Origin of the sequence: Caulobacter sp. BE254 (assembly GCF_031457295.1) — a bacterium.
GTDB lineage: Bacteria > Pseudomonadota > Alphaproteobacteria > Caulobacterales > Caulobacteraceae > Caulobacter.
Genome location: NZ_JAVDWJ010000001.1, coordinates 500,409 through 527,050, shown reverse-complemented (window position 1 = coordinate 527,050; position 26,642 = coordinate 500,409). Strand labels below are relative to the sequence as shown.

Sequence of the window (26,642 nt, the reverse complement as noted above, 5' to 3'; positions counted from 1 at the left end):
GTCTGCTCGCCGACATCGGCGCTCGCCTAGACAACGCTCTTCGGGGCATAGGTAAAATTGATTGTTCCTATCAAAGCGATAGCCAAAACCTTTGCTGGGCGGGCAAAGGCAGGCGGGACAGCGATCCGAAGGTCCGCGGAGGTCCGGCCGCGCTGGGTTTGGCTCCCGCGCGGCCGGCGATTTTTCAGGCGACGGCGCGGCTGGACTTCTGGACGGTGAAACGATTGGCCGGGACGTCGATCCCGAGGCTTTCGCGGAAGGTCGCGCCTTCGTAATCGTCGCGGAAGATCCCGCGCTTCTGCAGCAGGGGCACGACTTCCTCGACCAGCAGCTGGAACTGGCCGGGCAGGGACTCGCCGATCACGAAGCCGTCCGAGGCGCGGCTGTCCAGCCACAGCTCGAACTTGTCGACGATCTGCTCGGGCGTGCCGACCAGGTCGCCGCGCGGCGTGGCGAAGCGCAAGGCCACCTGGCGCAGGGTCAGGTTCTCGGCCTCGACGGCCTGGGCGATCTTCAGCGTCGCCGACTGCGAGCTGTTGACCCCGCGGCTGAACACGTCGGGGAAGGGGGCGTCGAGGTCGTAGCCGGTGAAGTCGTGGTCGTTGAAGCCGCGGCCCAGCATGGCCAGGGCGGACTCGATCGACACCAGCTCGGCCCGTTCCCGCCAGCGGGCTTCGGCCTCGGCCTCGGTGGAGCCGATGATCGGCGCGGCAGCGGGCAGGATGAACAGGCTGTCGGGATCACGGCCGAAGCCGGCCGCGCGCGCCTTGACGTCGGCGTAGTAGGTTCGGGCGTCCTCGATGCCGCCATGGCCGACGAAGATCGCGTCCGCCCGCTTGGCGGCCAGGTTGCGGCCGTCCTCCGAGGCGCCGGCCTGGAAGATCACCGGCTGCCCCTGGGCCGAGCGGGCGATGTTCAGCGGCCCCTTGACCGACAGGAACTCGCCCTTGTGGTCCAGGGTGTTGAGCTTGTCAGGATCGAAGAACACGCCGCTGGCCTTGTCATGGACCAGGGCGTCGTCCTCCCAGCTGTCCCAGAGGCCCTGGACGACGTCGAGATATTCGGCCGCCAGGCGGTAGCGCACGTCGTGGGCCAGGTGCTCGGCCTTGCCGAAGTTCTCGGCCGAGCCCTCCAGCCAGGAGGTGACGACATTCCAGCCGGCGCGGCCGCCGCTGATGTGGTCCAGCGAGGCGAACTGGCGGGCCACGTTGAAGGGCTCCGAATAGGTGACGCTGAGCGTGGCCACCAGGCCGATGTGCTCGGTCACCGCCGCCAGGGCCGACAGGATGGTGATCGGCTCGAAGCGGTTCAGATAGTGCGGGCTGGACTTGGCGTTGATCGACAGGCTGTCGGCGATGAACAGGAAATCGAACTTGCCCTGTTCGGCCAGCTTGGCGGCGCGGCTGTAGTATTTGAAGTCGGTGCTCGCGCCCGGCTGGGCGTCCGGATGGCGCCAGTCGGTCCAGGTGCGTCCCGCGCCCTCGATCATGTGGCCGAGCTTCAACTGCCTGCGCTTTGCCATGACGGCCTCCGATGGAATGTTTCGGCGGCATGACTGTCACCGGACGTCAGGGTCAGCAATGGAGTTTCACCAATGGGCCTTATGAGCATCATTCATGGATGCTTATGATTTCTCGTCATGAAGAGATGTATTTGAGGCGCGGATATACAAATCTCTGGGATGGATTGAAGGAATACTGTTTCGCGCGGTTTGATCGGATTGCTCATGTTGCCTGCGGTCGCGGCGTTGTTCGCCGCATGTCGAACCATCAGGCGAGGAGAGGCCCATGAGCGCCACCATCACCGGCCTTCGCGAAAAGGCGGGACTGAGCACGATCCACCTCAATCCCACCATCGGCTCGGAAGTCAGCGGGATCGACCTGCGCCAGCCGCTGGACCGGTCGCAGCGCGACGCGCTGAAGGCCCTGCTGCTGGAGCGCAAGGTGCTGTTCTTCCGCGACCAGGACATCAGCCGCGACCAGCAACTGGCCTTCGCGGCCAACTTCGGCGAGGTCTACGCCCATCCGACCGGCGGCGTCGAGACCCATCGCGCCGTCCAGCCGATCTCGGCCCAGGCGCTGAAGGACTATGACATCCGCGAGAACCACTGGCACACCGACACCAGCTGGCGGATCAACCCGTCGTTCGGCGCGGTGCTGAAGGCCGTTCACATCCCCGAGGTCGGCGGCGACACCCTCTGGGCGGACGGCGGCGCGATCTATCGCGGCCTGCCCGACGATCTGAAGGCGGCGGTGGACGATCTCTACGTGATCCACGACTACCAGGACGCCCTGACCCGCTCGGGCGAGCGCTATCCGCTGGTCGCCCATCCCGCGATCCGCACCCATCCGGAGACCGGCGAGGACATCTTCTGGATCAATTTCAGCCTCAAGCCCCGGTTTGTCGACCTGGCGCCCGACGAGAGCAGGGCGCTGCTGGCCCGGCTGTATGACCAGGTCAAGAAGCCCGAACATCACGCCCGCTTCCGCTGGCGGCCCAATTCGGTGGCCCTGTGGGACAACCGCGCGGGCCTGCACTACGCCGTGCGCGACTATGGCGATTTCCCGCGGGTGATGGAACGGGTGCTGATCGGCTCCGACGACATCCCGTACCGCGAGCGTCGCTCGACCTGACCTTCGGGCGCGCCGGAGGGCCGGCGGCGCGCCTCTTCCACCTTCGAGACCAACAACACGACGCGGCGGTCACGGACCTCGCGCGGGGGATAGACTTTTGACTCTGCCTTACACGACCCGGGCGCTCGCCCGGCCCGCGCCTCCATCGGCCCTGCGGACGAGCCTGCTCGCCTGCGCCTCGATCCTGACCGTTTCGTTGCTAGTCAATCACGCCCGCGCGGCCGACACCACGGCGGCCGCCGTGCCGGTCGTCGACGCCGCCCCGGCCGACGTCGAGGGCGCCGTGGCCCTGGAAGGCGTGATCGTCACCGGCGTGCGCGGCATGCGCCGCACGGTGGCCGACAGCCCGGCCCCGGTCGACGTGATCTCCAGCGAGCAACTGACCGCCACCGGCAAGGTCGGCCTCAAGGAAGTGCTCAACACCCTGATCCCGTCCTTCAACCTGCCGGGGATCAACGGCGGCGGTACGTCGTGGACCGTCCGGGCCGTCACCATGCGCGGCCTGAACGGCGACCAGGCCCTGTTCCTGGTCAACGGCAAGCGCCGCCACGGCACGGCCCTGATCAACAACCTGGCCCGGGTGGGCCGCGGCGGGGCGCCGGTCGACCTGGACCTGATCCCGGCCTCGGCCATCGAGCGCATCGAGGTGCTGCGCGACGGGGCCTCGGCCCAGTACGGCTCGGACGCCATCGCCGGGGTGGTCAACATCATCCTGAAGAAGGACGCTGAAGGCGGGTCGTTCAGCTACACCGGCGGCCAGAACTATCTGGGCGACGGCGACACCCGCAGCGCCACCCTCAACTATGGCCTGCCGCTGGGCCATCAGGGCGGTTTCGTTCAGCTGGCCCTGAACTGGAAGAACAACGAGGCCGCCTCGCGCTCGGTCCCGTCGAGGGCCCAGTACCTCTACCAGCCCACGGTCACGACGGTCGGCGGGGTCACCACCGTCACCCCCGATCCCCGCGACGCCACCGCCGACCGCTACTCTTGGGGCCACGGCTATGGACCCGGCGAGGAGGACATCCTGGCGGCGTCCTACAACGCCGAACTGCCCTGGCGCGACCTGACGCTCTATTCGACCGGCACGCTGAGCCATCGCGCGTCGAAGAAGAACACCGGCAGCTTCCTGCCCAACCTGGCGCCGGTGGCGGGCGTCACCCCCGGCCGGCCGCAGAACCGCAACTCGCTGCCCGAGGTCTATCCCGACGGCTTCAACGCCCTGCGACGGATCTTCGAGCTCGATTTCCAGACCACCCTGGGCGCGCGCGGTCAGGCCAGGGGCTGGGACTGGGACCTGTCGACCACCTTCGCCCAGGACCACGCCCAGCTGGACGGCCAGAACACCCTCAACGCCACCCTGGGCCCCGCCAGCCCGACCTATTTCCACCTGTCGACCCACCAGTTCCAGCAGTGGACCACCAACTTCGACGTCACCCGCGCGTTCGAAGGCCTGTTGCCGCATCCGGTCCAGGTGTCCTGGGGTCTGGAGCAGCGCTACGAGCACTTCCGGATCGAGCCGGGCGACGAGGCGTCCTACGCCGTCGGCGACTATGTGATCCCGGCCGGCCAGCCGTTCGCCGGCCTGCGGCCCAATCCGGGCCTGGCCTCCTACGCCGGCACCGCCCCGGAGGACGCCGGCTCGGTCAGCCGCAACGTCTACGCCGCCTATGTCGACGTCGGGACCAACCTGACGGATAACTGGTACGTCGGCGTCGCCGGTCGGCACGAGCGCTATACCGGCGACGTCGGCGACACCACCAGCGGCAAGCTGACCACCCGCTGGGAGTTCCTGCCGGGCTACGCGGTGCGGGCCACGGTCAGCAACGGCTTCCGCGCCCCGTCCCTGGCCCAGTCGGTGTTCGCCAGCTCGACGATCAACGGCAATCTCTGCGCCGCAGCGCCCAACAACGTCTTCCGAGGCCTGCCCTGCACCCCGGGTGAATACCTGACCTTCCCGACCAAGGTGCTGCGGGCCGACTCCGCTGAGGCCCGGGCTCTGGGCGCCACGCCGCTGAAGCCGGAGACCTCGACCAACTACAGCTTCGGGATCACCGCCGAGCCGACCAGCCGCCTGCGGGTCACGCTGGACGCCTACCAGATCGACATCGACGACCGCATCGTCGACACCAGCAACCTGGACCTCAGCGCCGCGCAGCTGGCCTCGCAGCCGGCCCTGGCGCCCTTGCTGGCGCGGTTCCCGCAGGGCCTGGCGGCGACCTACTACACCAACGCCGTCTCGACCCGGACGACGGGCGTGGACCTGGTCGGCGAGTACGCCTTCGATCTCGGGGTCTTCGGACGCCTGAACCTCAACGCCGCCTACGCCTTCAACAAGACCAAGATCACCCAGCGGATCGACACGCCGGCGGTGCTGAAGGCGGTCAATCCGAACCTGGTGCTGTTCGACCGCCAGAAGATCGCCGACCTGACCGTCGGCACGCCGCGCAAGAAGCTGATCCTCGGCGCCCTGTGGAGCCGCGACACGGTCACGGCCAGCCTGCGGACCACACGGTACGGCCAGTACACCGAGGCGGGGACCTCCGCCGATCTCGACCGCACCTACAGCGCCAAGTGGGTGACCGACCTCGACATCGCCTGGGATGTCCGTCCGACCACGAACATCGCGATTGGGGCCAACAACCTGTTTGACGAGCATCCCGACAAGATCGGCGTGATCAATCCCGACACCGGCATGAACCAGTTCGGGATCTTCTCGCCCTTCGGCATCACCGGCGGCTACTATTACGCCCGCCTGACCCAACGCTTCTGAGGGAGGGCGCCATGCAAAGACGCAGCCTCATCGCCACCCTGACCGCCGCCGTCCTGCTGGCTGGATGCGGCGCCGGCGGGGCGGGGAACGGCCAGGCCCCTCTGAAGGTCGGCAGCCAGAGGGGCGGGACCAAGGCGATCCTGGTCGCCTCCGGCGCTCTGGAAGGCGTTCCCTACAAGATCGAGTGGAGCGAGTTCGCCGCCGCCCAGCCGCTGCTGGAGGCGGTGGGGGCCGGGGCGGTCGACCTAGGCGAGGCCGGCGATGCGCCGTTCCTGTTCGCCTATGCCGGCGGCTCCAGGATCAAGGCGGTGCAGGCCGGCAAGAGCGGCGGCTCGTCCACGGCGCTGCTGGTCCGCAAGGGCTCGAGCATCCATGACCTCGCCGGCCTGCGCGGCAAGAAGATCGCCACCGGTCGTGGTTCGATCGGCCACTACCTGCTGCTGCGGCTGCTGGAAGAGGCGCGGCTGAAGCCGACCGACGTCCAGATCGTGTTCCTCAATCCCAGCGACGCCAAGGCGGCCTTCAGCAGCGGGGCCATCGACGCCTGGGTGACCTGGGGCTCCTACGTCGCCCTGGCCAGGCTGCACGATGACGCCACGATCCTGGCCGACGGCGACGGCCGGCTCGGCGGCTACGGTTATGAGGCGGCCAGCGAGGCGGCGATCGCCGGCAAGCGGCCGCAGATGGAGGACTTCCTGCGCCGCCTGGCCAAGGCCCGGCGCTGGGCGGGCGAGCATCCGCAGGAATTCGCCGCCGCCCTGTCCAAGGAAACCGGCCTGCAGCCGGACGTGGCGCTCTATACGGTCCAACACTACCGCATCACGCCCTCGGCGATCGACGATGCGGCGGTGGCCGAGGGGCGGGCGGTGCTCGACCGCTTCCGCGCCGCCGGGGCCGTGACCTCGACCCGCGACCCGGCCGGCGCCTTCGACCGCTCGTTCAATGCCGCGGTCGCGCCGTGAGCCTGGGCCTGACCTTGACCGCCGACGTGCTGGTGATCGGCGGCGGCCTGGCCGGGACCTGGGCCGCCATCGCCGCCGCCCGCGAGGGCGCGCAGGTGGTGCTGGCCGACAAGGGCCATTGCGGTACGAGCGGCGTAACCGCCACCGCCGGCCCGGGCCACTGGTGGGTCCCGCCGGAGGGGCGGGAGGGGGCAGTGGCCGACCGGCTGAAGCGGTCCCTGGGCCTGGGCGACCCGGACTGGATGCGGCGGATCCTCGACCTGACCTGGACCAGCCTGCCGACCCTGCGCGGCTATTACGACTTCTCGACGGACGACCACGGTCAGCCGTTCTATCGCGGCCTGCGCGGGCCCGAATACATGCGGGCGATGCGGCGCCTGGCGCTGGACCAGGGCGTGCGCATCCTCGACCATCATCCGGCCTTGGAGCTGCTGCGCCATGGCGACGGGTCGATCGCCGGCGCGGCCGGCCTGGCCTTGCGCGGCGAGACGCCCTGGACGATCCGGGCCGGGGCGGTGGTGCTGGCCACAGGCGGCTGCGCCTTCGCCTCGCGCCTGCTGGGCTCGGCCACCAACACGGGCGACGGCCTGCTGATGGGCGTCGAGGCTGGCGCCGACCTGTCGGGCATGGAATTCAGCAACTATTACACGCCGGCCCTGGCCGGCACCAACATGGCTCGCTCGATGGCCTACAGCTTCGCGCGCTGGCTCGACGCCGACGACCGCGAGCTGGACATCCCGCCGGGGCCGGACGTCACCCCGCACCTGGCGCGGGTCTTGATGGCCGGACCGCTGTTCTGCCGCCTGGACCGCGTGCCCGAGGACATCCGGCGGGTGATGCCGCAGGTCCAGCCCAACTTCGTCCTGCCGTTCGACCGCCAGGGGATCGACGCCTACCGCGACCGTTTCGAGGTGACCCTCCACGCGGAAGGCACTGTGCGGGGCATCGGCGGCCTGAGGGTGGTCGACGAGGCCTGCCAGACGCAGGTCCCGGGCCTGTTCGCGGCCGGCGACGCCGCGAGCCGCGAGTTGGTGACGGGCGCGATCTCCGGCGGCGGGGCGGTCAATTCGTCCTGGGCGCTGTCGTCCGGACAGTGGGCCGGGAAGGGGGCCGCACGGCTGGCGCTCGGGCAGGGCGCCCGAGCCGACGACCTGGCGGTGGCTGCCGGCCGCGCCGGCTTGCGCCCGCATCGCGCCGAGCGGCCGGTGGACCTGCGGGCTGCGGTCCAGACCGTGCGCGACGAGCTCAACGCCTACGACCGCAACATCTTCCGGCGCGGTCCGGCCCTGACCCAGTCGGCCGAGCGGCTGGACGCGGTCTGGAGCGAACTGGCCGACCACGCGCGCGGCGAGGGCCGGGCCGGCCTCCGCGCCCGCGAGGCCGCCGCCCTGGTTGCCGCTGGGCGCTGGAGCAAGGCCTCGGCCCTGGCCCGGCGCGAAAGCCGCGGCATGCATCATCGCGAGGACGCGCCGGGTCTTGACCCCCGCCTGGCCTCGCGCCAACGGGCCGGCGGCCTGGAAGGGGTCTGGACCGCCTTCGAAACCGCGTCGGCCCAGGCGGAGGTGGCCTGATGATCGAGGTCGTGATCGAGGACCGCTGCACCGGCTGCGGCGACTGCGTCGAGGCTTGCCCCAGCGACGTGCTGGCCCTCGGACCGGGCGGCAAGGCGGCGATCCTCCGCCAGGACGACTGCCAGACCTGCCTGCTGTGCGAACTCTACTGTCCCGCCGACGCCCTGTTCGTCTGGCCCGACTGCGAGGCGCCGGCCGGGATCACCGCCGACCAGGCCCTGGCCTCCGGTCAGCTGGGCGCCTTTCGCCGTGACTCCGGCTGGGGCGAGCACGCCGAAACCTTCACCAACCAGCACTGGCGCATGGGCTCGATCTTCGAGCGAGCCCGGCTGGCCGCCATCGAACGCGCCGCCATCACCAAAGCCGAGGAGACGAAACCATGAGCCAAGACAGCCTGACCAAGCAGCTGGCCGACCTGCACGCCGAACGCCTGCGCACCTGGGATCCGGCGGCGCTGAAGATCAACATCGACCAGCGCGCCACCCTGGTCGAACAGGCCGATCCGTCCGCCTGGATCAAGGCCGGCGACCGCGTCGAGCCCTTCACCCTGCTGGACGTCGAGGGCGGCGAACTGACCCTGAAAGGCCTGACCGCCAAGGGACCGGCCGTGCTGGTGTTCTTCCGCTTCGCCGGCTGCCCGGCCTGCAATATCGCGCTGCCCTATTACGAGCGGGCGCTGCAGCCGACGCTGAAGGCCCTGGGCGTGCCGCTGGTGGCCGTAAGTCCGCAGATCCCCGAGCGGCTGGGCGAGATCCGCGTCCGCCATGGCCTGAGCTTCAAGGTCGCCAGCGATCCCGGCAACACCCTGGGACGGCGGTTCGGCATCCTCTACACGGCCGACGAGGCCAGCCAGGCCGCCCAACGCGCCAAGGGCGGCTCGATTGGCGAGACCACCGGGACCGGAACCTGGGAGCTGCCCCAGCCGACCGTCGTGGTGATCGGCCCCGACCAGGTCGTGCGCTTCGCCGACGTCAGCCCCGACTGGCTGGTGCGCACCGAGGCCGAGCCGGTGATCGCCGCCGTCCGGGCCCTGGCGGCTGTTCCCCTGCAGGTTTGATGGGCCGAGGGGATCAACGGGGCGCTGTCGGCCAAGGTCTGCTGGTAACGGCTAGCCCAGCGCCTCAAACAGGGCCTCGGCGACGTGGCCGGCCCTGTCCTCGGCGACGTTGGTGAAGCTCAGCAGCAGGCCCTGGCCCAGGTCGTGGCTCAGGCACTGGCCCGACAGAGGGGAGGGCTTGAGGCCGGCTTGCAGGGCTCGGCGCGCCAGCTCGACATCGTCGACCTCGGCCTTGGGAAAGCGCGCCAGCACGTGCAGCCCGCCGGCGCGGAGCACGATCTCGATCCGGTCGCCGAACCGGCGCTCCAGGGCGGCGACCAGGGCGGCGCGGCGGGCCTTGTAGGCCAGCATCATGCGCCGCAGGTGGCGGGCGAAATGGCCCTGCCGCATGAACTCGGCCACCGCCATCTGCTCGAACATCGCCACGCCGCGGTGGCGCAGCTGCTGGGCGGTCCCGGCTGCCGCCGCCAGCTGCGGCGGCAGCACCAGATAGCCCAGCCGCAGCGACGGCAGCAGGGTCTTGCTGAAACTGCCCGCGTAGAAGACGCGATCTTGCAGGTCCAGCGCCTTGAGAGCCGTCGGCTTGCGGCCGCTGTAATGGAACTCGCAGTCGTAGTCGTCTTCCAGGACCCACCCTCCCGAGGTGGCTGCCCAGTCCAGCAGCTCGCGACGCCGGCGCGGGGAGAGGGCCACGCCGGTCGGGAACTGGTGGGTGGGGGTGACCACCGCCAGCCGTCCGTCGGGCGCCTGGGTTCGACCCCAGCCGACGCACAGGCCTTCCTCGTCCACCGGCACGGCGGTGATCGCCATGCCGCGCGCCGCCAGCGTCCGCTGGGCGAAGCCGTAGCCGGGATCCTCGGTCCACACCGCATCGCCAGGCTTCAGCACCAGCTCGGCCGTCAGGTTCAGGGCGTCCTGGAAGCCATGGGTGACGACGATCTGGTCGGTCGTGCAGGTGATCCCGCGCGACACCGCCAGATAGGCGGCGATCGCCTCGCGCAGGGTCGGCAGGCCCATGGGATCGGGATAAAGCATCGCGGCGCCGGACAGCTGTCGGGCCTGCCGAGCGTGGATCCGCGTCCAGGGCTTGCGGGGAAACAGGTCCAGAGCGGGCAGTCCCAACTGCAGCGGCGACCACTCCGGATCGGGCGACGGGTTCCGCGCGGGCGACGTGGCTGTCGGTGTCCGCCCCGGCGCCGGGTTCAGGCCGGGCGCGACGATCGTGCCGCTATACCGGCGCGAGACCAGGCAGCCCTCGCCAGCCAGGCGGGCATAGACGGCGTCGACCGTACCGCGCGCCAGGCCCAGCTGGGCGGCCAGGTTGCGCGTCGAGGGCAGTCGCGCCCCCGGCGCCAGGCGGCCGTCGCCGATCGCGCCCTGGATCCGCTCATAGAGCTGGCGATGCAGCGAGCTGTCGGACGCGCGGTCGATGGCCAGCGCGTTGAAGGGCAGGGGCGCGTTCATTGGCCCAATCATTTTCACCAAAAGCGGCCCTGGGCAATGAGCCAAGAACAATCCTTTATCGCGGGGCTGGAGACGATTTCGGCGACTGGAGACGCCCGTGGATATCTCGACGCCGATCGCCCTCGACCGCGACGCGCCTGCGGCACGATCACGGATCATGCTCTGGATCCCGGTCGGCTTGGCGATCCTCTATCCCTGGGCGCTGAAGGCGTTTCATGCGGCGATCACGGCAGGATCGACGGCCGGAACAGCCGAAGCGGGACTTTGGCTGGTCGCAGCCTTCGCCCTACCGCTGTCCGGCCTGGCCCTAACCTTGAGAGCAGAAGCGACGACGCCGGCGCGCCGTCTCGGCTTCGCGGCCCTGGCGGCCCCGCCGCTGTTCGTGCTGACCGGCGTCGTCGCGGGCCTGCTGCATTCGCCCATCCGAGACGTCTGGATCTGGCCCGCGGCCTGGATCCTGGCCGGCGTCGCGGCCTCCCTGGTCCAGCCGGACGCCGCGCCGGCGCCGGCACGGCCCGTGGGTCGCCTGCGCGTGGTGCACGGCGTCGCGGGGGCCCTGATCCTGCTGTTCGTCGCCTTCCACCTCTCCAACCACCTGACGGGCCTGCTCGGGCCGGAGGCGCATGGCCGGGTCATGAAGGCCGGGCGGGTGGTCTACCGGTCGGCGGTGGTCGAGCCGCTGCTGGTCGGCCTGTTGCTGTTCCAGGTAGCCTGCGGCCTGCGACTGGCCTGGCGCTGGAGCGCGCGACCGGCGGATCTGGTCCGGACGATCCAGGTCGGTTCGGGCGTCTATCTGGCCGCCTTCATCCTCACCCACCTGAACTCGGCGCTGGTGTCGGCCCGCGCCGTCCACGGGATCCAGACTGATTGGGCCTGGGCCAGCGGGGCGCCGGAGGGCCTGCTGCTCGACGCCTGGAACATCCGCCTCGTGCCACACTACGCCCTGGGCGTGTTCTTCGTCGTCGCCCACCTGTTCTGTGGCCTGCGCGGGGTGCTGCTGGCCCACGGAACGCCGCCGGCCGTCGCCCAGCGCGTCTGGTGGACCGGCCTGGTCCTGGCGGCGGCGCTGTCGGCGACGATCATCGCCGCCCTGTGCGGCCTGCGGCTGGGCTGACCCCGCAGACTCTAGGCGCTGTGGACAGTTAGGCGTCTGGCGGCTGTGGGCCGCCCTCGTCCTTCGACAGGCTCAGGATGAGGGCTACTTTTTAGGGCGGTTCAGTAGAATTCCTCATCCTGAGCCTGTCGAAGGACGAGGAATTCGGCCCAAGATCGTCAACTGTCCACAGTTCCTAGGCGATCAGCTCGTAGGCCGGCAAGGTCAGGAACTCCTCCAGCGTGTCGGACAGCACCATGCGCGAGAACAGCAGCGCCGCGTCCTCCAGGCGGGGCGAGGGGAAGTCGCGGCGCAGGTCGGCCATTTCCTCGGTCAGCAGGCTGACGAACAGCTGCGAGCTCATCTGACGGCCGTCGGCGAGGTCGGCGTCCAGGCGGATCCACTGCCACAGCTGGGTGCGGCAGATCTCGGCCGTGGCCGCGTCCTCCATCAGGTTGTAGAGCGGCACCGCGCCGCGGCCCTCGATCCAGGCCTGGGTGTAGCGCACGCCGACGCGGATGTTCTCGCGCACCCCGGCCTCGGTGCGGGCGCCCTGGTGCAGTTCCAGCATCTGGGCCTGGGTGATCGTCAGGTCGGCCAGACGCTTGTCCAGCTGGTTGGGCGTGGGCATCAGGCGGTCGAAGACCTCTAGCGCCACCGGCACCAGATCCGGATGGGCGACCCAGGTGCCGTCATGGCCGGCCCCGGCCTCGCGCTCCTTGTCGGCCCGGACCTTGGCGAAGGCGGCCTGGTTGGCGGCCTCGTCGCCCTTGATCGGGATCTGCGCCGCCATGCCGCCCATGGCGAAGGCACCGCGCCGGTGGCAGGTCTGGATCAGCTTCAGCGAATAGGCGCCCAGGAAGGCCTGGCCCATGACCATGGCCGAACGGTCGGGGGTCAGGAATTCCGGCCGGCGGCCCAGGCGCTTGATGAACGAGAAGATGTAGTCCCAGCGGCCGCAGTTCAGGCCCGCCATGTGGTCGCGCAGCTCGTAGAGGATCTCGTCCATCTCGAAGGCGGCGGGGATGGTCTCGATCAGCACCGTGGCCTTGATCGTGCCGATGGGCAGGCCCAGCGCCTCCTGGGCGCGGACGAACACCTCGTTCCAGAGGCGGGCCTCCAGGCGGCTCTCCAGCTTGGGCAGGTAGAAGTAGGGGCCCGAGCCCTGGGCCAGGGTCGCCCGGGCGTTGTGGAACAGGTAGAGGCCGAAGTCGAACAAGGCTCCGCTGACGGGCTGGCCATCCACTTCCATGTGCTGTTCAGGCAGATGCCAGCCACGGGGGCGGATTTTCAGGACGGCTGGGTTGGCTCCCAGCGCATAGCGCTTGCCGGACTTGGGATCGACATGGGTCAGGTCTCCCGCCCAGCGATCCTTCAGGTTGACCTGGCCTTCCAGGAGGTTGGTCCAGGTCGGCGAGGTGGCGTCCTCGAAGTCGGCCATGAACACCTTGGCCCCGCAGTTGAGGGCGTTGATGATCATCTTGCGGTCGACAGGGCCGGTGATCTCGACCCGGCGGTCCCGCAGGTCGGCCGGGATCGGCGCGACGGTCCAGTCGGCGGCCCGCAGGTCGGCGGTTTCCGGCAGGAAGTCGGGCAGCTCGCCGGCGTCGAAGCGGGCCTGGCGGGCCGCGCGGGCCGCCAGGAGCTCACGCCGGCGGGCGTCGAACCGGCGGTGCAGGTCGGCCACGAAGGCCAGGGCCTCGGGCGTCAGGACCTCCACCGCGCGGCCCTCGACAGGACCGTTGATCTGGATGTTGGCGGCGATGTCGAGGGGCATGGCGGGTCCTGTGGGGTGTGGGATGCGGCGGTACTGGTGAGAACCGAAACCTCGTCCTTCGACAAGCTCAGGATGAGGTTTCGATTTCGGCCTCGGCAATGGTCCTCATCCTGAGCCTGTCGAAGGACGAGGACCACGCAAGGCCTATCAGGCGCTCTTGGCGGCGCCATTGGGACGGACGGTCGGGACGATCTGGTCGCCCCAGTTGCCCGCGCCGTCGTGGTGGCGTGAGGTGCGCACCAGCTCGACCGAGTAGCCCGCGGCGATGGCGCGCTGCACCGCCTCGTTCAGCCGGTGAGCCGCCTCGGCCACCCGATCGACCGCCCGTTGCTGGTCGGTGGGGTTCGGCATGGCGGCGGGAGCAAATTGCGTGGCGGTCATGATGGACTCCTTGATCGGGTGGAAAGGGCAGGGACGTTTCGTCGGCTATTCGGCGGCGAACTGGTTCATGGTGTTGGCGTGGCCGCCAGCCTTCAGGGCGCGCTCTCCGGCGACCATCTCCTTGAAGCTGTCGCCCAGGTCCGAGCCGACCTCGTGCTGGTGCTTGACCGCCGAGACGCCGCGGCGGATCTCCTCGCGCTGCACCGAATTGACATAGGCCTTCATCCTGTCGTCGCCGAAATAGCCGCGCGACAGCTCGTCCATGCTCTTGGCCGTCAGGTGGAAGGTCGGCAGGGTGATCAGGTTGTGGAACACCCCGGCCCGGGCCGCGATGTCGACCTGGAAGCGGGCCAGGCGCTCGTCGGTCTCGCGGCCCAGGTCGCTGGCGTCGAACTCGGCCGACATCAGGGCCGCGCCGTCGGGATAGCTGTCCTTGTGGATCTTGCCCTCGGCGATCCACTGCTCGCGCACCTGGCGGCGCAGGTTCAGGGTCCAGTTGAACGACGGCGAGTTATTGTAGGTCAGTTTGGCGTTCGGCACGACCTTGCGGATCTCGGCCACCATCGCGGCGATCTCGTCGACATTGGGGGTGTCGGTCTCGATCCACAGCAGGTCGGCGCCGCCCTGGGTCAGCGAGGCGATGCAGTCCTCGATCACCCGGGCCCGGCCGGTGCCCTCCTGGAAGGCGAACAGGCCGTTGGGCATGCGCACCGGCTTTTCGAACCGGCCGTCGCGATACAGCGCCAGCTCGCCCGGCAGGATCGGGTTGTCGGGAGTGATGGCCTCGGTCTTCAGCCACTTGATGTAGTCGCTGGCCAGGTCGCCCGGTTCCTGGCTGACCGGCACCTTCTGGGTCAGGCCCGCGCCCAGGCTGTCGGTGCGGGCGACGATCAGGCCCTCGTCGACGCCCAGTTCCTCGAAGGCCAGACGGCAGGCGCGCAGCTTCTCGATGAAGTCCTCGCGCGGCACGGTGACCTTGCCGTCCTGGTGGCCGCACTGCTTGGCGTCGGAGACCTGGTTCTCGATCTGCAGGCAGCAGGCGCCGGCCTTGATCATCTCCTTGGCCAGCAGGTAGGTGGCGTTCTCGTTGCCGAAGCCGGCGTCGATGTCGGCGATGATCGGCACGACGTGGGTCTCGAAGCCGTCGATGGCCGCGATCGCCGCCGTCTCGGCCGCCTTGTCGCCGGCCTCGCGCGCCGCGCGCAGCGTCTTGAACAGGTCGTTGATCGCCACCTCGTCGGCCTGGCGCAGCGAGACGTAGATCTCCTCGATCAGGTCGACGACCGAGGTCTTCTCGTGCATCGACTGGTCGGGCAGGTGGCCGAAGCGGTTGCGCAGGCCCGCCACCATCCAGCCGGACAGATAGACATAGGCGCCCTTGGTCGTGCCGCGCAGGCGCTTGACCGACTTGATCATCTGCTGGGCGTGGAAGCCCGACCAGCAGCCCAGCGACTGGGTGAACTTGCTGCTGTCGGCGTCGTACTCGGCCATGTCGGCGCGCATGACGCCGGCCATCTCGCGGGCGATGTCCAGGTGGGTCGAGAAGGTGTTCTGCAGCTTCAGCTGGATGATGTCGTCCACCGCGACGCCGCCCGGCGTGACGCCCTGGGGATAGCGGGCCAGCAGGGCTTGGCGGTGTTGGGCGTAGGTCTTGCGCAGCGTCATGGCTCTTTCTCGTCCCATCGTCGGCTCGGCCCGCGAGGCCGGGCGGAAAAGTTCGTGAGGAGAGCTTGGGTCGCGGCGCGGCCGGCGTCGAACCTATTGAAGGCAATTTGTCACAAACCGACTTTGTAATTCTTGTAAATACGTGACAACATGACCGAATGGCGACCCACGACAAGAAGTTGTTTCTCGGCGGCCGGCTCAAGCGGCTGCGGCGCGACCTGGGCGTCACCCAGAGCCGCATGGCCGAGAACCTGGGCGTCTCGGCCAGCTATCTGAACCTGCTGGAGCGCAACCAACGGCCGGTCACGGCCCAGATCCTGCTGCGCCTGGCCGACGCCTACGACCTGGACCTGCGCAGCCTGTCGGCCGACGACCCCGGCGGCGGCGCGGGGCTGGACGAGGTGCTGGCCGACAAGATGTTCGCCGACCTGGGCGTCAGCCGGCACGAGGCGGCCGAGGTGGCCGAGCTGTCGCCGGGCATCGCCGAGGCCATGGCCCGTCTCTATCGCGCCTATCTGGATCGCGGCCGGCTGATCGACCTGGGCGCCTTCGAGAGGCCGGACGGGACCGCGCCGGTCTCGTCCAGTTCGCCGACCGACTGGGTGCGCGATTTGGTGGGCTCGCAACGCAATCACTTTGCGGAACTGGAGACCGCGGCCGAGCCGATCGTCGCGGCGATGAAGGCCGACCCGCAGGACCTGGGGCCCGCCGTCCGCGCCCGGCTGCTGGAGCGCTTCGGAATCCAGGTCCGGGTCATGCCGGTCGAGACCATGACCGGGTCGCTGCGGCGCTACGACCACCACCGCAAGCGGCTGATGCTGTCCGAAACCCTGGCCCCGGCCAGCCGGATCTTCGCCATGTGCTACCAACTGGGCCTGATGGAGGCGGGCGAGACCCTGTCGGCCCTGACCGACCGCTTCCAGGCCCCCGACCGCGCCACGCGCCAGCTGCTGAAGGTGTTCCTCGACAACTACCTGGCCGCCGCGATCATGACCCCGTACGAGCCCTTCCTGGCGGCGATGGAGGTCAGCGGCTACGATATCGAGCGGGTGCGCTCGCGGTTCGGGATCAGCTACGAGCAGGCCGCCCAGCGCCTGACCACGCTCAGCCGCCCGGGCTCGCGGGGCGTGCCGTTCTTCATGATGCGGCTGGACGCGGCCGGCAACATCTCCAAGCGGTTCGCGGCCGGGCCGTTCCCGTTCTCGCGGTTCGGCGGCGCCTGTCCGCGCTGGAACGTCCACGACAGCTTCAAGACCCCGGGGCGGATCGTCACCCAGGTGATCGAGACCCCCGACCGCGAGCGCTACTTCACCCTGTCGCGCACCGTGCGGCGGGTGTCGGGCCTGCAGGCGGGGCTGGAGGACGAACTGGTCGTGGGGCTGGGCTGCGAGCTCAAGCACGCCGGCAAGCTGGTCTACGCCCGGGGCCTGGACATCGCCGCGCCGGCGGCCGTCGAGATCGGTCCCTCGTGCCGGATCTGCGAGCGGCCGGCCTGTCCGCAACGGGCCGCCGCGCCGATCAACCGGACCCTGCTGGTCGAGGAATCCAGCAAGGCCGTGTCGCCGTTCCCGTTCGTGGCCTGAGACGCCTCAGGGCTGCTCGGCCAGGCTGAAGATCCGTTCGGCCGGGGTCCATTTCTCGCCCGGCGCGGCCCAGGACAGGGCCTTCTGCAGCTTGCCCATCAGCGCTTCCCAGGCCTGGACGTCGGGATCGGCGGCGTCGGCCGCCGCCTTGGCTTCCGGCGAGAAGTCCGGCCCGGTCTCCATGATCATGAACAGGCGCGGGCCGGTCAGCCAGATCTGCATGTCCAAGATGCCCGCTCGTCGGATCGATTCGGTCACGGCAACCGGAGGGCCGCCCGGGGCGTGCCAGCGCCGGTAAGCCGCGATGGTCTCGGGATCGTCGTGGAGATCCAGCGCGAAACAGCGGCGCGTGGTGGTCATGGCGTTTCCCTCTCGTCGCGTGCGACTGCGATTTTTTCATATTTGACGCGTCACATCATACGTGGTGATTTCGTTCCAGATAAGCAGGGTCGGGTCAACCGTCCCCCCTGGAAGGAAGCCCCATGGAACAACGCCCCCAGGAGCGGACGGCCCTCGCCCCGCTCATACTCATCGTCGCCCTGTTCTTTTTATGGGGCGTCGCCAACAACCTCAACGACGTGCTGATTCCGCATTTGAAGAAGGCGTTTTTCCTCACCGACCTGCAGTCGGGCCTGGTGCAGATGGCGTTCTATCTGGGCTACTTCTTCCTGGCCTTGCCGGCCAGCGCGGTGATGCGCCGCTATGGCTACAAGGCTGCGGTGATCGTCGGCCTGCTGCTGTTCGGCCTGGGCGCCCTGCTGTTCTGGCCCGCCGCCGAGGCGCGGCAGTATTCCTGGTTCCTGGCGGCCCTGTTCGTCCTGGCCTCGGGCCTGGCCTTCCTGGAGACCTCGGCCAATCCGCTGATCACCGTGCTGGGCGATCCGGCCAAGGCCGAGCAGCGCCTCAACTTCGCCCAGGCCTTCAACCCGCTGGGTTCGATCACCGCCGTGGTGGTCGGCCGCCAGTTCATCCTGTCGGGCGTCGAGCCCACCAAGGCCGAGTTCGCAGCCATGACGCCGGCCCAGCTGCAGGCCTTCCAGACCGCCGAGGCCCACTCGACCCAGGTTCCGTACCTGGTCATCGCCGCCGTGGTGCTGGCCTGGGCGCTGCTGGTGGCCCTGACCAAGTTCCCGCACCAGGCGGGGCGGCCCGATCCCGGCGAGGACGAGGCCGGCCTGCCCGCCGCCAAGGCCATCCCAGCCCTGCTGGCGCGGCCCCGCTTCGTGTTCGGCGTGGCGGCCCAGTTCTTCTATGTCGGGGCCCAGGTCGGGGTCTGGAGCTACATGATCCGCTACGCCCAGCACGAGGTGCCGGGCCTGGGCGAGAAGGCGGCCGCGGCCTATCTGTCGTGGTCCCTGGTCGGCTTCATGGCCGGCCGCTTCATCGGCACGGCCGCCATGAGCCGCGTGAGCCCGTCGCTGCTGATGGGCCTGTTCGCGGCGGTCAATGTCGGCCTGACCCTGGTGGCGGCCCTGGTGGGCGGCAAGGTCGGGCTCTACGCCCTGGCCTCGACCAGCTTCTTCATGTCGATCATGTTCCCGACCATCTTCGCCGGCTCGCTGAAGGGCCTGGGGCCGCTGACCAAGACCGGCTCGTCCTTCCTGGTGATGAGCATCATCGGCGGGGCGGTGCTGACGACTCTGATGGGGGCCGTGTCGGACGCCAGCGCCATCGACCTGGCCATCCTGGTGCCCTGCGCCTGTTTCGCGGTGGTCGGGCTGTTCGGCTTCACGGCCGGCCGCGCGACCCGCGAGGACCTCAAGGCCGCCCCGGCGGGAGCCCACTGATGATGGACGCCCTGGTCTGCGCCGCGCCCGGCCAACTGGTCCTGGAGCGTCGTCCGATCCCCCAACCGACGGACGACGAGGTGCTGATCCGTGTCCGCCGCGTCGGGGTGTGCGGCACCGACATGCACATCTATCGTGGCACCCAGCCGTTCCTGGCCTATCCGCGCGTGATGGGCCACGAACTGGCCGGCGAGGTCGTTCAGGCGCCGGCGGGCAGCGACCTGGGCCCCGGCGATCCGGTCTATGTGATGCCCTACATGTCCTGCGGGACCTGCGCGGCTTGCCGCAAGGCCAAGCCCAACTGCTGCATGAACATCCAGGTGCTGGGCGTCCACCGCGACGGCGGCATGGTCGAGTATCTGGCCGTGCCGCAGGGCTTCGTGCGCCGGGCTGACGGGATCAGCCTGGACGAGGCGGCGATGATCGAGTTCCTGGCGATCGGCGCCCACGCCGTGCGTCGGGCCGTCATCACGCCGGGACAGTCGGTGCTGGTGGTCGGCGCCGGGCCGATCGGCATCGCCGCGGCGCTGTTCGCCAAGCTCCAGGGCGGGATCGTCACGGCCCTGGACGGCCGCCAGGACCGGCTGGACTTCTGTCGCGACCACCTGGGCGTGGATCACGTCGCAGCCTTGGGCGATGGGACGCCGCGGGCCCTGTCGGACCTCACCGACGGCGACTTCTTCGACGTGGTCTTCGACGCCACGGGCAGCCCCAAGGCCATGGAGGCGGGCTTCGCCTATGTCGGCCACGGCGGGACCTATGTGCTGATCTCGGTCGTGGGGGCGGACATCACCTTCTCGGACCCGGAGTTCCACAAGCGCGAGACGACGCTGCTGGCCAGCCGCAACGCCACGCCGGAAGACTTCGACGCCGTGGTCGCGGCGATGCGGGCGGGCAAGGTTCCCACCAAGGCCCTGAACACTCACGCCGCCACCTTGGCGGAGGTCGCCCAGGCCTTGCCGGGCTGGATGGAGCCGCAGGCCGGGGTCATCAAGGCGATCGTCTCGTGCTGATCGACGCCCACCAGCACTTCTGGCGGGTCGGCGAGAACGGCTTTTCCTGGCCGACGCCCGACCTGGCGGCCATCCACCGCGACTTCGGCCCCGCCGACCTGGCGGCGGTCGCCGCGCCCCTTGGCCTGGCGGGCTGCGTGCTGGTGCAGTCCCAGCCGGACGACCGGGACACGGACTGGCTGCTGGCCTTGGCGGCCGACGAGCCGCGGGTGTTGGGCGTGGTGGGCTGGGTCGACCTGGCGTCGCCCGACGCTCCGGCCCGCATCGCGCAACTGAGCCGACATCCCAAGCTCCGCGGCCTGAGGCCGATGCTGCAGAGTCTGGACGACGACGCCTGGATCGCCGCGCCGGGCCTGGATCCGGCGCTGGACGCCATGGTCGCCCACGGCCTGTCCCTGGACGCCCTGGTCCTGACCCGCCACCTGCCGCACCTGCTGGCCCTGGCGCGCCGTCGGCCCGAGTTGGCCATCGTCATCGACCACGGCGCCAAGCCGCCGATCGCCGCCGGCGACAAGGACGGCGCCTGGGCGCGGGGCATCGACGCCCTGGCCGCCCAGCCGCAGGTGTTCTGCAAACTGTCAGGCCTGTTGACCGAGGCCGCGCCGGGGCAGGGGGCACAGGCCCTGGCGCCCTATGTCGCCCACCTGGTCGCGACCTTCGGTCCCGAGCGCCTGATGTGGGGCAGCGACTGGCCGGTGCTGAACCTGGCGGGCGATTACGGCGGCTGGCTGGCCCTGGCGAAGGACCTCAGCGGACTGACCGACGCAGCCGATCTGGCGGCCCTGTTCGGCGGGACTTCCCGCCGCTTCTATCGGATATAGGGCCATGACCGAGCCCGAAGAAACCTCCGCCAAATACCGCGCCCCGGCCCTTGAGAAGGGCCTGGACGTCCTCGAACTGCTGGCCGCCCGGGGCGAGCCCATGGGCATGGTCCAGATCGCCGCGGCGCTGAACCGCTCGGTCAGCGAGCTGTTCCGCATGGTCCAGGTGCTGGAGCAACGAGGCTATGTGGCCAACACGCCCGCCGGCGACGGCCTGGTGCTGACCAACAGGCTGTTTTCGTTGGGCATGACCCGGGCGCCCGCCAAGAGCGTGCTGGAAGCGGCCCTGCCGGTGATGCGGCGTCTGTCCGAGACCATCGGCCAGTCGTGCCACCTGGCCGTGGCCAGCGCCGCCGAGATGGTGGTGGTGGCCAGGATCGAGGCGCCCGGCAACCAGGGCTTCTCGGTCCGCGTCGGCTACCACCGGGCCATCGTCGAAGCGACCTCGGGCCTGGTGCTCTACGCCTTCCAGCCCGAAACCGTCCGCGACGAGTGGCGGACCCGCCTCGAACCCACCGTCTCGCGAACGGCCTGGGCCAAGTTCGAGGCCAAGGCCGAACGGGCCAGGGCCGACAAGCACGTCCAGGCGTCCAGCGACGTGACCCGGCTGGTGGTCGACCTCTCGGCGCCGATCTTCGGACCGGAGGGCGTGGCCGCGGCCCTGACCTCGCCATACGTCGAAACGCTAACCGCCATTTCCGTGTCCGACACGATCGCCGCGATCCGGGCGGCGGCGGATGAAATCTCCGTCGAACTTGGAGGCCAGTTCCAGTGACCCTCGCCGATGCCCCGCAGACATCTTCCCGCGACCGGGCGAAGGGGCGCGGTCGGCTGGACCTGCCGTCGCTGGGCTTTGGCGCCGCGGCGATCGGCAACCTCTACGCCGCCGTCAGCGACGCCGCCGCGCGCGAGACGATCGACGCGGCCCTGGCCGCCGGCCTCGCCTATTTCGACACCGCGCCGCACTACGGCTTCGGCCTCAGCGAGACCCGCCTGGGCGAGGCTTTGCCGGCCAGCGCCAAGGTCTCGACCAAGGTCGGCCGGCTGCTGCGTCCCGCGCCGGAAGCCGACCCGGCCGCCGAACGCCACGGCTTCGTCGGCGCCGCGCCGTTCGAGCCGGTGTTCGACTATTCGTACGACGGGGTCATGCGATCGTTCGAGGCCAGCCTGCGGCGCCTGAAGCGCGACCATGTCGACGTGCTGCTGGCCCATGACCTCGGCGCGGTCACTCACGGCGAGGACGACGCCGCGCGGCGACGCCAGTTCTTCGACGGCGGCTACAAGGCCATGCGCGCGCTGCGCGACAGCGGCGCGGTCGGGGCGATCGGGCTGGGCGTCAACGAGTGGGAGATCTGCGACGCTGCGCTGGACGAGGGCGATTTCGACGTCTTCCTGCTGGCCGGCCGCTACACCCTGCTGGAACAGACGGCGCTGGATCGCTTCCTGCCGCGCTGCGCCGCCCGCGACGTGTCGATCATCGTCGGCGGACCGTTCAATTCGGGGATCCTGGTCGAGGGCGCCAGGCCCGGCGCCCACTACAACTACGGTCCGGCCTCGGCCGAGATCCTCGACCGGGTCCGCAGGCTGGAGGCGGTCTGCCTGGCCCACGCCACGCCCCTGGCCGCGGCCGCCCTGCAATTCCCGCTGGCCCACCCGCAGGTTCAAAGCGTCATTCCCGGCATGTCCAGCCCGGAGCAGGTGCTCCAAGCCCTGGCCTGGGCCGAGCACGCCATCCCCGACGCCCTGTGGGACGACCTTCGCGCCGAGGGCCTGCTGCATCCGGACGCGCCGACGTCCACGGAGTCCTGATGAGTCTGATCCTGCTGCATCCCGACGACAACGTACTGGTGCTCAGCGCGCCGGTGCGCGCGGGCCAGGTCCTGACGATCGACGGCCAGGTGGTGACCGCGGGCGCCGACGTCGGGGTCGGGCACAAGCTGGCCCGCCACGCCCTGGCCGTCGGCGACAAGGTGCTGAAGTACGGCGCGCCGATCGGCTCGATCACCACGCCGGTCGCCGCTGGCGGCCACGTCCACCTGCACAACATGAAGAGCGACTACATCGCCAGCCACACCCGGCAGGCGACGGGCGCGGAAGGACCATGACCATGTCGCACACGCTGCGCGGCTATCTGCGGGCCGACGGCCGCAAGGGCATCCGCAACGTCGTCGCCGTCGCCTATCTGGTCGAGTGCGCCCACCACGTGGCGCGCGCGATCGTCACCAAGAGCGACGACACCGAGGTGCACCTGATCGGTTTCCCCGGCTGCTATCCCAACGCCTACGCGCTGAAGGTCATGCAGGCGATCACGACCCATCCCAACGTCGGCGGGGTGCTGCTGGTCTCGCTGGGCTGCGAGAGCTTCAACCGCGAACAGCTGCGCGCGACCATCGAGGCCAGCGGGCGACCGGTCGAGACCCTGGTGATCCAGGAGAACGGCGGCACGGCCAGCACCATCGCCAAGGGGCTGCAGGCGGTCGCCCGCCTGCGGGCGGTCGCCAGCCGCGCGCCGCTGGCGACGATGGCGGTGTCGGAACTGGTGATCGGCACCATCTGCGGCGGTTCGGACGGCACCAGCGGCATCACCGCCAATCCCGCCGTCGGGCGAGCCTTCGATCGGCTGGGCGCGGAGGGCGCGGCCTGCGTGTTCGAGGAAACCGGGGAACTGGTCGGCTGCGAGACGATCATGGCCAGCCGGGCGATCACGCCGGAGCTGGGCCTGGAGCTGGAGCGCAGCGTCCAGAAGGCCGAGGCCTACTATACGGTCATGGGTTACGGCAGCTTCGCGCCCGGCAACGCCGAGGGCGGACTGACCACCCAGGAAGAAAAGTCGATGGGGGCCTATTCCAAGTCGGGTTCGGCCCCGATCGTCGGCATCCTCAAGCCCGGCGACCTGCCGCCCAGCGGGGGACTCTATCTGCTGGACGTGGTGCCGGACGGCGAGCCGCGTTTCGGTTTCCCCAACATCTCCGACAACGCCGAGATCGTCGAGCTGATCGCCTGCGGCGCCCACATCACCCTGTTCACCACCGGGCGAGGCTCGGTCGTCGGGTCGGCGATCTCGCCGGTCATCAAGATCTGCGCCAATCCCGAGACCTACCGCAAGCTGAGCGGCGACATGGACGTGGACGCCGGCCGCATCATGGAGGGGCGCGGGACCCTGGACGAGGTCGGGACCGAGATCCACGACCTCGTCCTGGCCGTGGCGGGAGGGCGACGCACGGTCTCCGAGGCCCTCGGCCACCAGGAGTTCATCCTCACCTACAAGGCCTTCGATCCAATCGGTCCGGCCTGTCTTCCGCTTCGGCGGGCCAGTTAGAGAGTAAGCGAGATGGGAAGACTTTCCGGCAAGACCGCCTTGGTCACGGCCGCCGCCCAGGGCATCGGCAAGGCCAGCGCCGAGCTGTTCGCCCGCGAAGGCGCGCGGGTGATCGCCACCGACGTCAACGAGGCCCTGCTGGCGCAGGTCGCCGGCTGCGAGCCGCGCCGCCTGGACGTGCTGGACCGGCGGGCGATCACGGACCTGGCCGCCGAACTGGGGCCTATCGACGTGCTGTTCAACTGCGCCGGCTACGTGCATTCCGGCACCATCCTGGACTGCGACGAGGCGGCCTGGGCGTTCTCCAACGACCTGAACGTCAACGCCATGTACCGGATGATCCGCGCCTTCCTGCCGGCCATGCTGGAGAACGGCGGCGGATCCATCGTCAACATGGCGTCGGTGGCCAGCTCGATCAAAGGCGTCCCGGGTCGCTTCGCCTACGGGGCGACCAAGGCGGCGGTGATCGGCCTGACCAAGGCGGTGGCGGCCGACTTCGTGGGGCAGGGCGTGCGCTGCAACGCCATCTGCCCGGGGACGGTCGAGACGCCCTCGCTGAACCAGCGCCTAGCCGACACCGGCGACTACGAGGCCGCCCGCCAGGCCTTCACCGCGCGCCAGCCGATGGGTCGCCTGGGCAAGCCCGAGGAGCTGGCGCAGCTGGCGCTGTATCTGGGCAGCGATGAATCGGCGTTCACCACCGGTCAGATCCACATCATCGACGGCGGTTGGATCAACTGATCGCCGGTTCTCCACAGACTTTGGGTTGAGGCGGCGCGTTCGTCATAGCAAAGCTTCTCCAAGCGGCGCCATCCGTTAACCGTGCCGCGCTAGGGTTGTGGCCATGCGATCAGATGTCGAATCACGCGCTCTTGAGCAGCGGGCCCATGCCCGCACGCCGACCAAGCGCAAGGCCTATCTGGTCGATGGCCGCAAGGCCTGGAAATGCTCGCTGATCGACGTCGCCGAGGGCGGGGCGCGGGTTTCGCTTACCGACATGGGGCTGCCCGAGGAGGGGATCTTTCTCGTGGATTCGATCGCCAAGCGGGTTCACCTGACCCGCGTGGTCTGGCGGTCCCAGAAGGAAGCCGGCCTGCAGTTCATCGAGAGCGAGGCCCTGGACGGGCCGGCGGGCGGCAAGGACGGCGCGGTGACCATCGCCACGCGCTTCGCCTGGCGGCTGAACGGCGCCTGACCGCCGTCTTCGCCCCGCCGTCGCTCGCCAACTGGCGGCAAAGATGCGGCGGCGCAGGTTTCGACCTTGAAATGCGCCGGTAACGTGGCCGGGCAAGTAAGGCTGTGAGCGACCGCCGGCGCGGCCGCCAAACGCGACCGCAGGAGCATCCGTTTCGCCATTGTGGCGTTTGGTGCTTCGGACCCGGTAGCGTTCGTCCGATCCCCATAGCCCCGCGCGCCTGAGATCTCGATGACCGAACCCCAGCGACCGATCCGCCCCGTCAGCCGCAAGGCGCAAGTCATCGGCGGCGCGATCGCCCTGGCGGTGCTGGCCGGCGTGGTCTGGCTGGCCTGGAGCCTGATGCACGCGCCGCGCGGCGAGGGCGAAGGGGGCGGCGGCCCCGGCGGCCCGGGCGGCGGCTTTGGCGGCGGACGGCGCGGCGGTCCGGCCAGCACCGTGGCGGTGGCGACGGCGACCCAGACCGACCTGCCGGTGGTGATCGAGGCCCTGGGCACGGTGACCCCCGCGGCGACGGTCACCGTCCGGCCGCAGGTGGCCGGCGTGATCACCCAGGTGATGTTCAAGGAAGGCCAGATGGTCCGCGCCGGCCAGCCGCTGGTGCAGATCGATCCGCGCCAGTTCCAGATGGACCTGATGCAGGCGCAGGGAAACCTGACCCGCGACGAGGCCCAGCTGGCCAACGCCCAGGTGACCCTGGCGCGCTACCAGACCCTGCTGGCCCAGGACTCCATCGCCCGCCAGGACGTCGACACCCAGGCCGCCACGGTCAAGCAGCTGCAGGGCACGGTCATGGCCGACCGGGCCGCCGTCGGCACGGCGCGCCTGAACGTCGGCTATGCGCGCATCGTCGCGCCGGTCAGCGGCCGGGTCGGCCTGCGGGTCGTGGACGTCGGCAACTACATCGGCGCGGGCGACGCCAGCGGCGTGGCGGTGATCACCACCGTCTCGCCGATCGACGTCGAGTTCACCGTTCCGCAGGACGACGTGCCGCGGATCGGCGCGCGGGCCAACACCGGCGCGGCGTTGCCGGTCATCGCCCTGGACCGGACGCGGACCACCACCCTGGACACCGGGACCTTCTCGACCCTCGACAACGTCGTCGACGTGGGCACCGGCACGGTCAAGGCCAAGGCGCGGTTCGCCAACGCCGGCGGGACCCTGTTCCCCAGCCAATTCGTCAATGTCCGCCTGGAGCTGGACACCATCAGGAACGCGGTGGTGGTTCCCGCCACGGCCTTGCGCCAGAGCAGCGACGGCGCCTTCGTCTGGGTGCTGGACGCGGACCAGACGGTGCACAAGCGCAAGGTCGTGGCCGGTCCCTCGACCACCGCCCAGGTGTCGCTGGCCAGCGGCCTGACGGTTGGCGAGAAGGTGATCACCGAGGGCGGCGACCGCCTGCGCGAGGGCGGCAAGGTGCAGCTGCCGGGCCAGGCCGCGGGCCGCATGGGCCAAGGCAAGGGCAAGGGCCAGTGGGCCGGCAAGCGGGGCGAGGGCGGCCAGGGGCAGGGCGGCGAACGCCACCGCCGCCGTCAGCAGCAGGCCGAATAG

General features: G+C 69.8%; 24 protein-coding genes and 1 pseudogene. 18 read left to right on the top strand and 7 right to left on the bottom strand.

The window, feature by feature from the left end; all coding sequences use genetic code 11:
• Positions 1–184: 184 nt before the first annotated feature.
• Entirely contained in the window at positions 185–1,522 is a 1,338-nt protein-coding gene (locus J2X41_RS02445) for an LLM class flavin-dependent oxidoreductase (RefSeq protein WP_310079322.1), read from the bottom strand.
• Positions 1,523–1,787: 265 nt separating this feature from the next.
• Here J2X41_RS02445 and J2X41_RS02440 point away from each other — a divergent pair, with 265 nt between their 5' ends.
• The 6 genes from J2X41_RS02440 (at position 1,788) to J2X41_RS02415 (ending at position 8,993) form a co-directional block, all read left to right on the top strand.
• Positions 1,788–2,633, top strand: coding sequence for a TauD/TfdA family dioxygenase (locus tag J2X41_RS02440; protein WP_310079321.1), 846 nt, complete (start codon positions 1,788–1,790; stop codon positions 2,631–2,633).
• Positions 2,634–2,730: 97 nt separating this feature from the next.
• A complete protein-coding gene (locus J2X41_RS02435; protein WP_310079320.1) occupies positions 2,731–5,403 on the top strand; it encodes a TonB-dependent receptor in 2,673 nt (890 codons plus the stop codon).
• Between the two features lie 11 nt (positions 5,404–5,414).
• On the top strand, positions 5,415–6,365 hold the full coding sequence (locus J2X41_RS02430) for an ABC transporter substrate-binding protein (protein WP_310079319.1): 951 nt from the start codon (positions 5,415–5,417) through the stop codon (positions 6,363–6,365).
• The gene (locus tag J2X41_RS02425) at positions 6,362–7,936 is read left to right on the top strand and encodes an FAD-binding protein (protein WP_310079318.1); all 1,575 of its coding nucleotides are present in this window, start codon (positions 6,362–6,364) and stop codon (positions 7,934–7,936) included. The genes J2X41_RS02430 and J2X41_RS02425 overlap by 4 nt, the downstream gene beginning before the upstream one ends.
• The gene (locus tag J2X41_RS02420; RefSeq protein WP_310079317.1) at positions 7,936–8,319 is read left to right on the top strand and encodes a ferredoxin family protein; all 384 of its coding nucleotides are present in this window, start codon (positions 7,936–7,938) and stop codon (positions 8,317–8,319) included. The genes J2X41_RS02425 and J2X41_RS02420 overlap by 1 nt, the downstream gene beginning before the upstream one ends.
• Entirely contained in the window at positions 8,316–8,993 is a 678-nt protein-coding gene (locus J2X41_RS02415; protein WP_310079316.1) for a peroxiredoxin-like family protein, read from the top strand. Before J2X41_RS02420 ends, J2X41_RS02415 begins: the two co-directional genes overlap by 4 nt.
• Positions 8,994–9,044: 51 nt before the next feature.
• On the opposite strand, the gene J2X41_RS02410 is transcribed toward J2X41_RS02415, so the two are convergent.
• Positions 9,045–10,457 carry a PLP-dependent aminotransferase family protein gene (locus J2X41_RS02410; RefSeq protein ID WP_310079315.1) on the bottom strand — a complete coding sequence of 471 codons (1,413 nt, stop codon included), beginning with the start codon at positions 10,455–10,457 and terminating at the stop codon, positions 9,045–9,047.
• A 97-nt stretch (positions 10,458–10,554) separates the two neighbouring features.
• Between J2X41_RS02410 and J2X41_RS02405 the strand changes: the two genes are divergently transcribed.
• On the top strand, positions 10,555–11,571 hold the full coding sequence (locus tag J2X41_RS02405) for a hypothetical protein (protein WP_310079314.1): 1,017 nt from the start codon (positions 10,555–10,557) through the stop codon (positions 11,569–11,571).
• A 175-nt stretch (positions 11,572–11,746) separates the two neighbouring features.
• Here the strand turns inward: J2X41_RS02405 and aceB are convergent, their stop codons facing one another.
• The 4 genes and pseudogenes from aceB to J2X41_RS02390 form a co-directional block, all read right to left on the bottom strand.
• Positions 11,747–13,327 carry a malate synthase A gene (gene aceB, locus J2X41_RS02400; RefSeq protein WP_310079313.1) on the bottom strand — a complete coding sequence of 527 codons (1,581 nt, stop codon included), beginning with the start codon at positions 13,325–13,327 and terminating at the stop codon, positions 11,747–11,749.
• Positions 13,328–13,372: 45 nt separating this feature from the next.
• Positions 13,373–13,497 (bottom strand): annotated as a pseudogene (locus J2X41_RS25225) (hypothetical protein); the annotation flags it as partial.
• A complete protein-coding gene (locus tag J2X41_RS02395; protein ID WP_056751998.1) occupies positions 13,475–13,708 on the bottom strand; it encodes a hypothetical protein in 234 nt (77 codons plus the stop codon). The gene J2X41_RS02395 and the pseudogene J2X41_RS25225, both read right to left, overlap by 23 nt.
• Before the next feature lie 45 nt (positions 13,709–13,753).
• A complete protein-coding gene (locus J2X41_RS02390; protein ID WP_310079312.1) occupies positions 13,754–15,373 on the bottom strand; it encodes an isocitrate lyase in 1,620 nt (539 codons plus the stop codon).
• 158 nt (positions 15,374–15,531) lie between these two features.
• Between J2X41_RS02390 and J2X41_RS02385 the strand changes: the two genes are divergently transcribed.
• Complete coding sequence (locus tag J2X41_RS02385) at positions 15,532–16,956, top strand: short-chain fatty acyl-CoA regulator family protein (RefSeq protein WP_310079310.1); 1,425 nt, start codon at positions 15,532–15,534, stop codon at positions 16,954–16,956.
• 6 nt (positions 16,957–16,962) lie between these two features.
• Here the strand turns inward: J2X41_RS02385 and J2X41_RS02380 are convergent, their stop codons facing one another.
• Complete coding sequence (locus J2X41_RS02380) at positions 16,963–17,316, bottom strand: L-rhamnose mutarotase (protein WP_310079308.1); 354 nt, start codon at positions 17,314–17,316, stop codon at positions 16,963–16,965.
• A 122-nt stretch (positions 17,317–17,438) separates the two neighbouring features.
• On the opposite strand from J2X41_RS02380, the gene fucP reads away from it, so the two are divergent.
• The 10 genes from fucP to J2X41_RS02330 all read left to right on the top strand — a co-directional run bounded on the left by fucP (position 17,439) and on the right by J2X41_RS02330 (position 26,642).
• Positions 17,439–18,743: an L-fucose:H+ symporter permease gene (fucP, locus tag J2X41_RS02375; protein WP_310079306.1), complete on the top strand. Its 1,305-nt coding sequence runs from the start codon at positions 17,439–17,441 to the stop codon at positions 18,741–18,743.
• Entirely contained in the window at positions 18,743–19,756 is a 1,014-nt protein-coding gene (locus tag J2X41_RS02370) for a zinc-binding alcohol dehydrogenase family protein (protein WP_310079305.1), read from the top strand. Before fucP ends, J2X41_RS02370 begins: the two co-directional genes overlap by 1 nt.
• Positions 19,750–20,577: an amidohydrolase family protein gene (locus J2X41_RS02365; protein ID WP_310079304.1), complete on the top strand. Its 828-nt coding sequence runs from the start codon at positions 19,750–19,752 to the stop codon at positions 20,575–20,577. The genes J2X41_RS02370 and J2X41_RS02365 overlap by 7 nt, the downstream gene beginning before the upstream one ends.
• Positions 20,578–20,581: 4 nt before the next feature.
• Positions 20,582–21,352, top strand: coding sequence for an IclR family transcriptional regulator (locus J2X41_RS02360; RefSeq protein ID WP_310079302.1), 771 nt, complete (start codon positions 20,582–20,584; stop codon positions 21,350–21,352).
• The gene (locus J2X41_RS02355) at positions 21,349–22,386 is read left to right on the top strand and encodes an aldo/keto reductase (protein WP_310079300.1); all 1,038 of its coding nucleotides are present in this window, start codon (positions 21,349–21,351) and stop codon (positions 22,384–22,386) included. The genes J2X41_RS02360 and J2X41_RS02355 overlap by 4 nt, the downstream gene beginning before the upstream one ends.
• A complete protein-coding gene (locus tag J2X41_RS02350) occupies positions 22,386–22,682 on the top strand; it encodes a UxaA family hydrolase (protein WP_310079299.1) in 297 nt (98 codons plus the stop codon). Before J2X41_RS02355 ends, J2X41_RS02350 begins: the two co-directional genes overlap by 1 nt.
• On the top strand, positions 22,679–23,896 hold the full coding sequence (locus J2X41_RS02345; protein ID WP_310079298.1) for a UxaA family hydrolase: 1,218 nt from the start codon (positions 22,679–22,681) through the stop codon (positions 23,894–23,896). Before J2X41_RS02350 ends, J2X41_RS02345 begins: the two co-directional genes overlap by 4 nt.
• Before the next feature lie 12 nt (positions 23,897–23,908).
• Entirely contained in the window at positions 23,909–24,637 is a 729-nt protein-coding gene (locus J2X41_RS02340; protein WP_310079296.1) for an SDR family oxidoreductase, read from the top strand.
• 103 nt (positions 24,638–24,740) lie between these two features.
• Positions 24,741–25,091 carry a PilZ domain-containing protein gene (locus tag J2X41_RS02335; protein ID WP_310079295.1) on the top strand — a complete coding sequence of 117 codons (351 nt, stop codon included), beginning with the start codon at positions 24,741–24,743 and terminating at the stop codon, positions 25,089–25,091.
• A gap of 231 nt (positions 25,092–25,322) precedes the next feature.
• Positions 25,323–26,642, top strand: coding sequence for an efflux RND transporter periplasmic adaptor subunit (locus J2X41_RS02330; protein WP_310079293.1), 1,320 nt, complete (start codon positions 25,323–25,325; stop codon positions 26,640–26,642).

Bases quoted from the DNA above. Each gene is read 5' to 3' on its own strand.
- J2X41_RS02420 (WP_310079317.1), top strand. From the start codon at position 7,936: ATGATCGAGGTCGTGATCGAGGACCGCTGCACCGGCTGCGGCGACTGC.
- J2X41_RS02360 (WP_310079302.1), top strand. From the start codon at position 20,582: ATGACCGAGCCCGAAGAAACCTCCGCCAAATACCGCGCCCCGGCCCTT.
- J2X41_RS02380 (WP_310079308.1), bottom strand. From the start codon at position 17,316: ATGACCACCACGCGCCGCTGTTTCGCGCTGGATCTCCACGACGATCCC.
- J2X41_RS02415 (WP_310079316.1), top strand. From the start codon at position 8,316: ATGAGCCAAGACAGCCTGACCAAGCAGCTGGCCGACCTGCACGCCGAA.
- J2X41_RS02335 (WP_310079295.1), top strand. From the start codon at position 24,741: ATGCGATCAGATGTCGAATCACGCGCTCTTGAGCAGCGGGCCCATGCC.
- aceB (WP_310079313.1), bottom strand. From the start codon at position 13,327: ATGCCCCTCGACATCGCCGCCAACATCCAGATCAACGGTCCTGTCGAG.
- J2X41_RS02440 (WP_310079321.1), top strand. From the start codon at position 1,788: ATGAGCGCCACCATCACCGGCCTTCGCGAAAAGGCGGGACTGAGCACG.
- fucP (WP_310079306.1), top strand. From the start codon at position 17,439: ATGGAACAACGCCCCCAGGAGCGGACGGCCCTCGCCCCGCTCATACTC.
- J2X41_RS02385 (WP_310079310.1), top strand. From the start codon at position 15,532: ATGGCGACCCACGACAAGAAGTTGTTTCTCGGCGGCCGGCTCAAGCGG.
- J2X41_RS02370 (WP_310079305.1), top strand. From the start codon at position 18,743: ATGATGGACGCCCTGGTCTGCGCCGCGCCCGGCCAACTGGTCCTGGAG.
- J2X41_RS02345 (WP_310079298.1), top strand. From the start codon at position 22,679: ATGACCATGTCGCACACGCTGCGCGGCTATCTGCGGGCCGACGGCCGC.
- J2X41_RS02340 (WP_310079296.1), top strand. From the start codon at position 23,909: ATGGGAAGACTTTCCGGCAAGACCGCCTTGGTCACGGCCGCCGCCCAG.
- J2X41_RS02410 (WP_310079315.1), bottom strand. From the start codon at position 10,457: ATGAACGCGCCCCTGCCCTTCAACGCGCTGGCCATCGACCGCGCGTCC.
- J2X41_RS02330 (WP_310079293.1), top strand. From the start codon at position 25,323: ATGACCGAACCCCAGCGACCGATCCGCCCCGTCAGCCGCAAGGCGCAA.
- J2X41_RS02350 (WP_310079299.1), top strand. From the start codon at position 22,386: ATGAGTCTGATCCTGCTGCATCCCGACGACAACGTACTGGTGCTCAGC.
- J2X41_RS02445 (WP_310079322.1), bottom strand. From the start codon at position 1,522: ATGGCAAAGCGCAGGCAGTTGAAGCTCGGCCACATGATCGAGGGCGCG.
- J2X41_RS02390 (WP_310079312.1), bottom strand. From the start codon at position 15,373: ATGACGCTGCGCAAGACCTACGCCCAACACCGCCAAGCCCTGCTGGCC.
- J2X41_RS02430 (WP_310079319.1), top strand. From the start codon at position 5,415: ATGCAAAGACGCAGCCTCATCGCCACCCTGACCGCCGCCGTCCTGCTG.
- J2X41_RS02395 (WP_056751998.1), bottom strand. From the start codon at position 13,708: ATGACCGCCACGCAATTTGCTCCCGCCGCCATGCCGAACCCCACCGAC.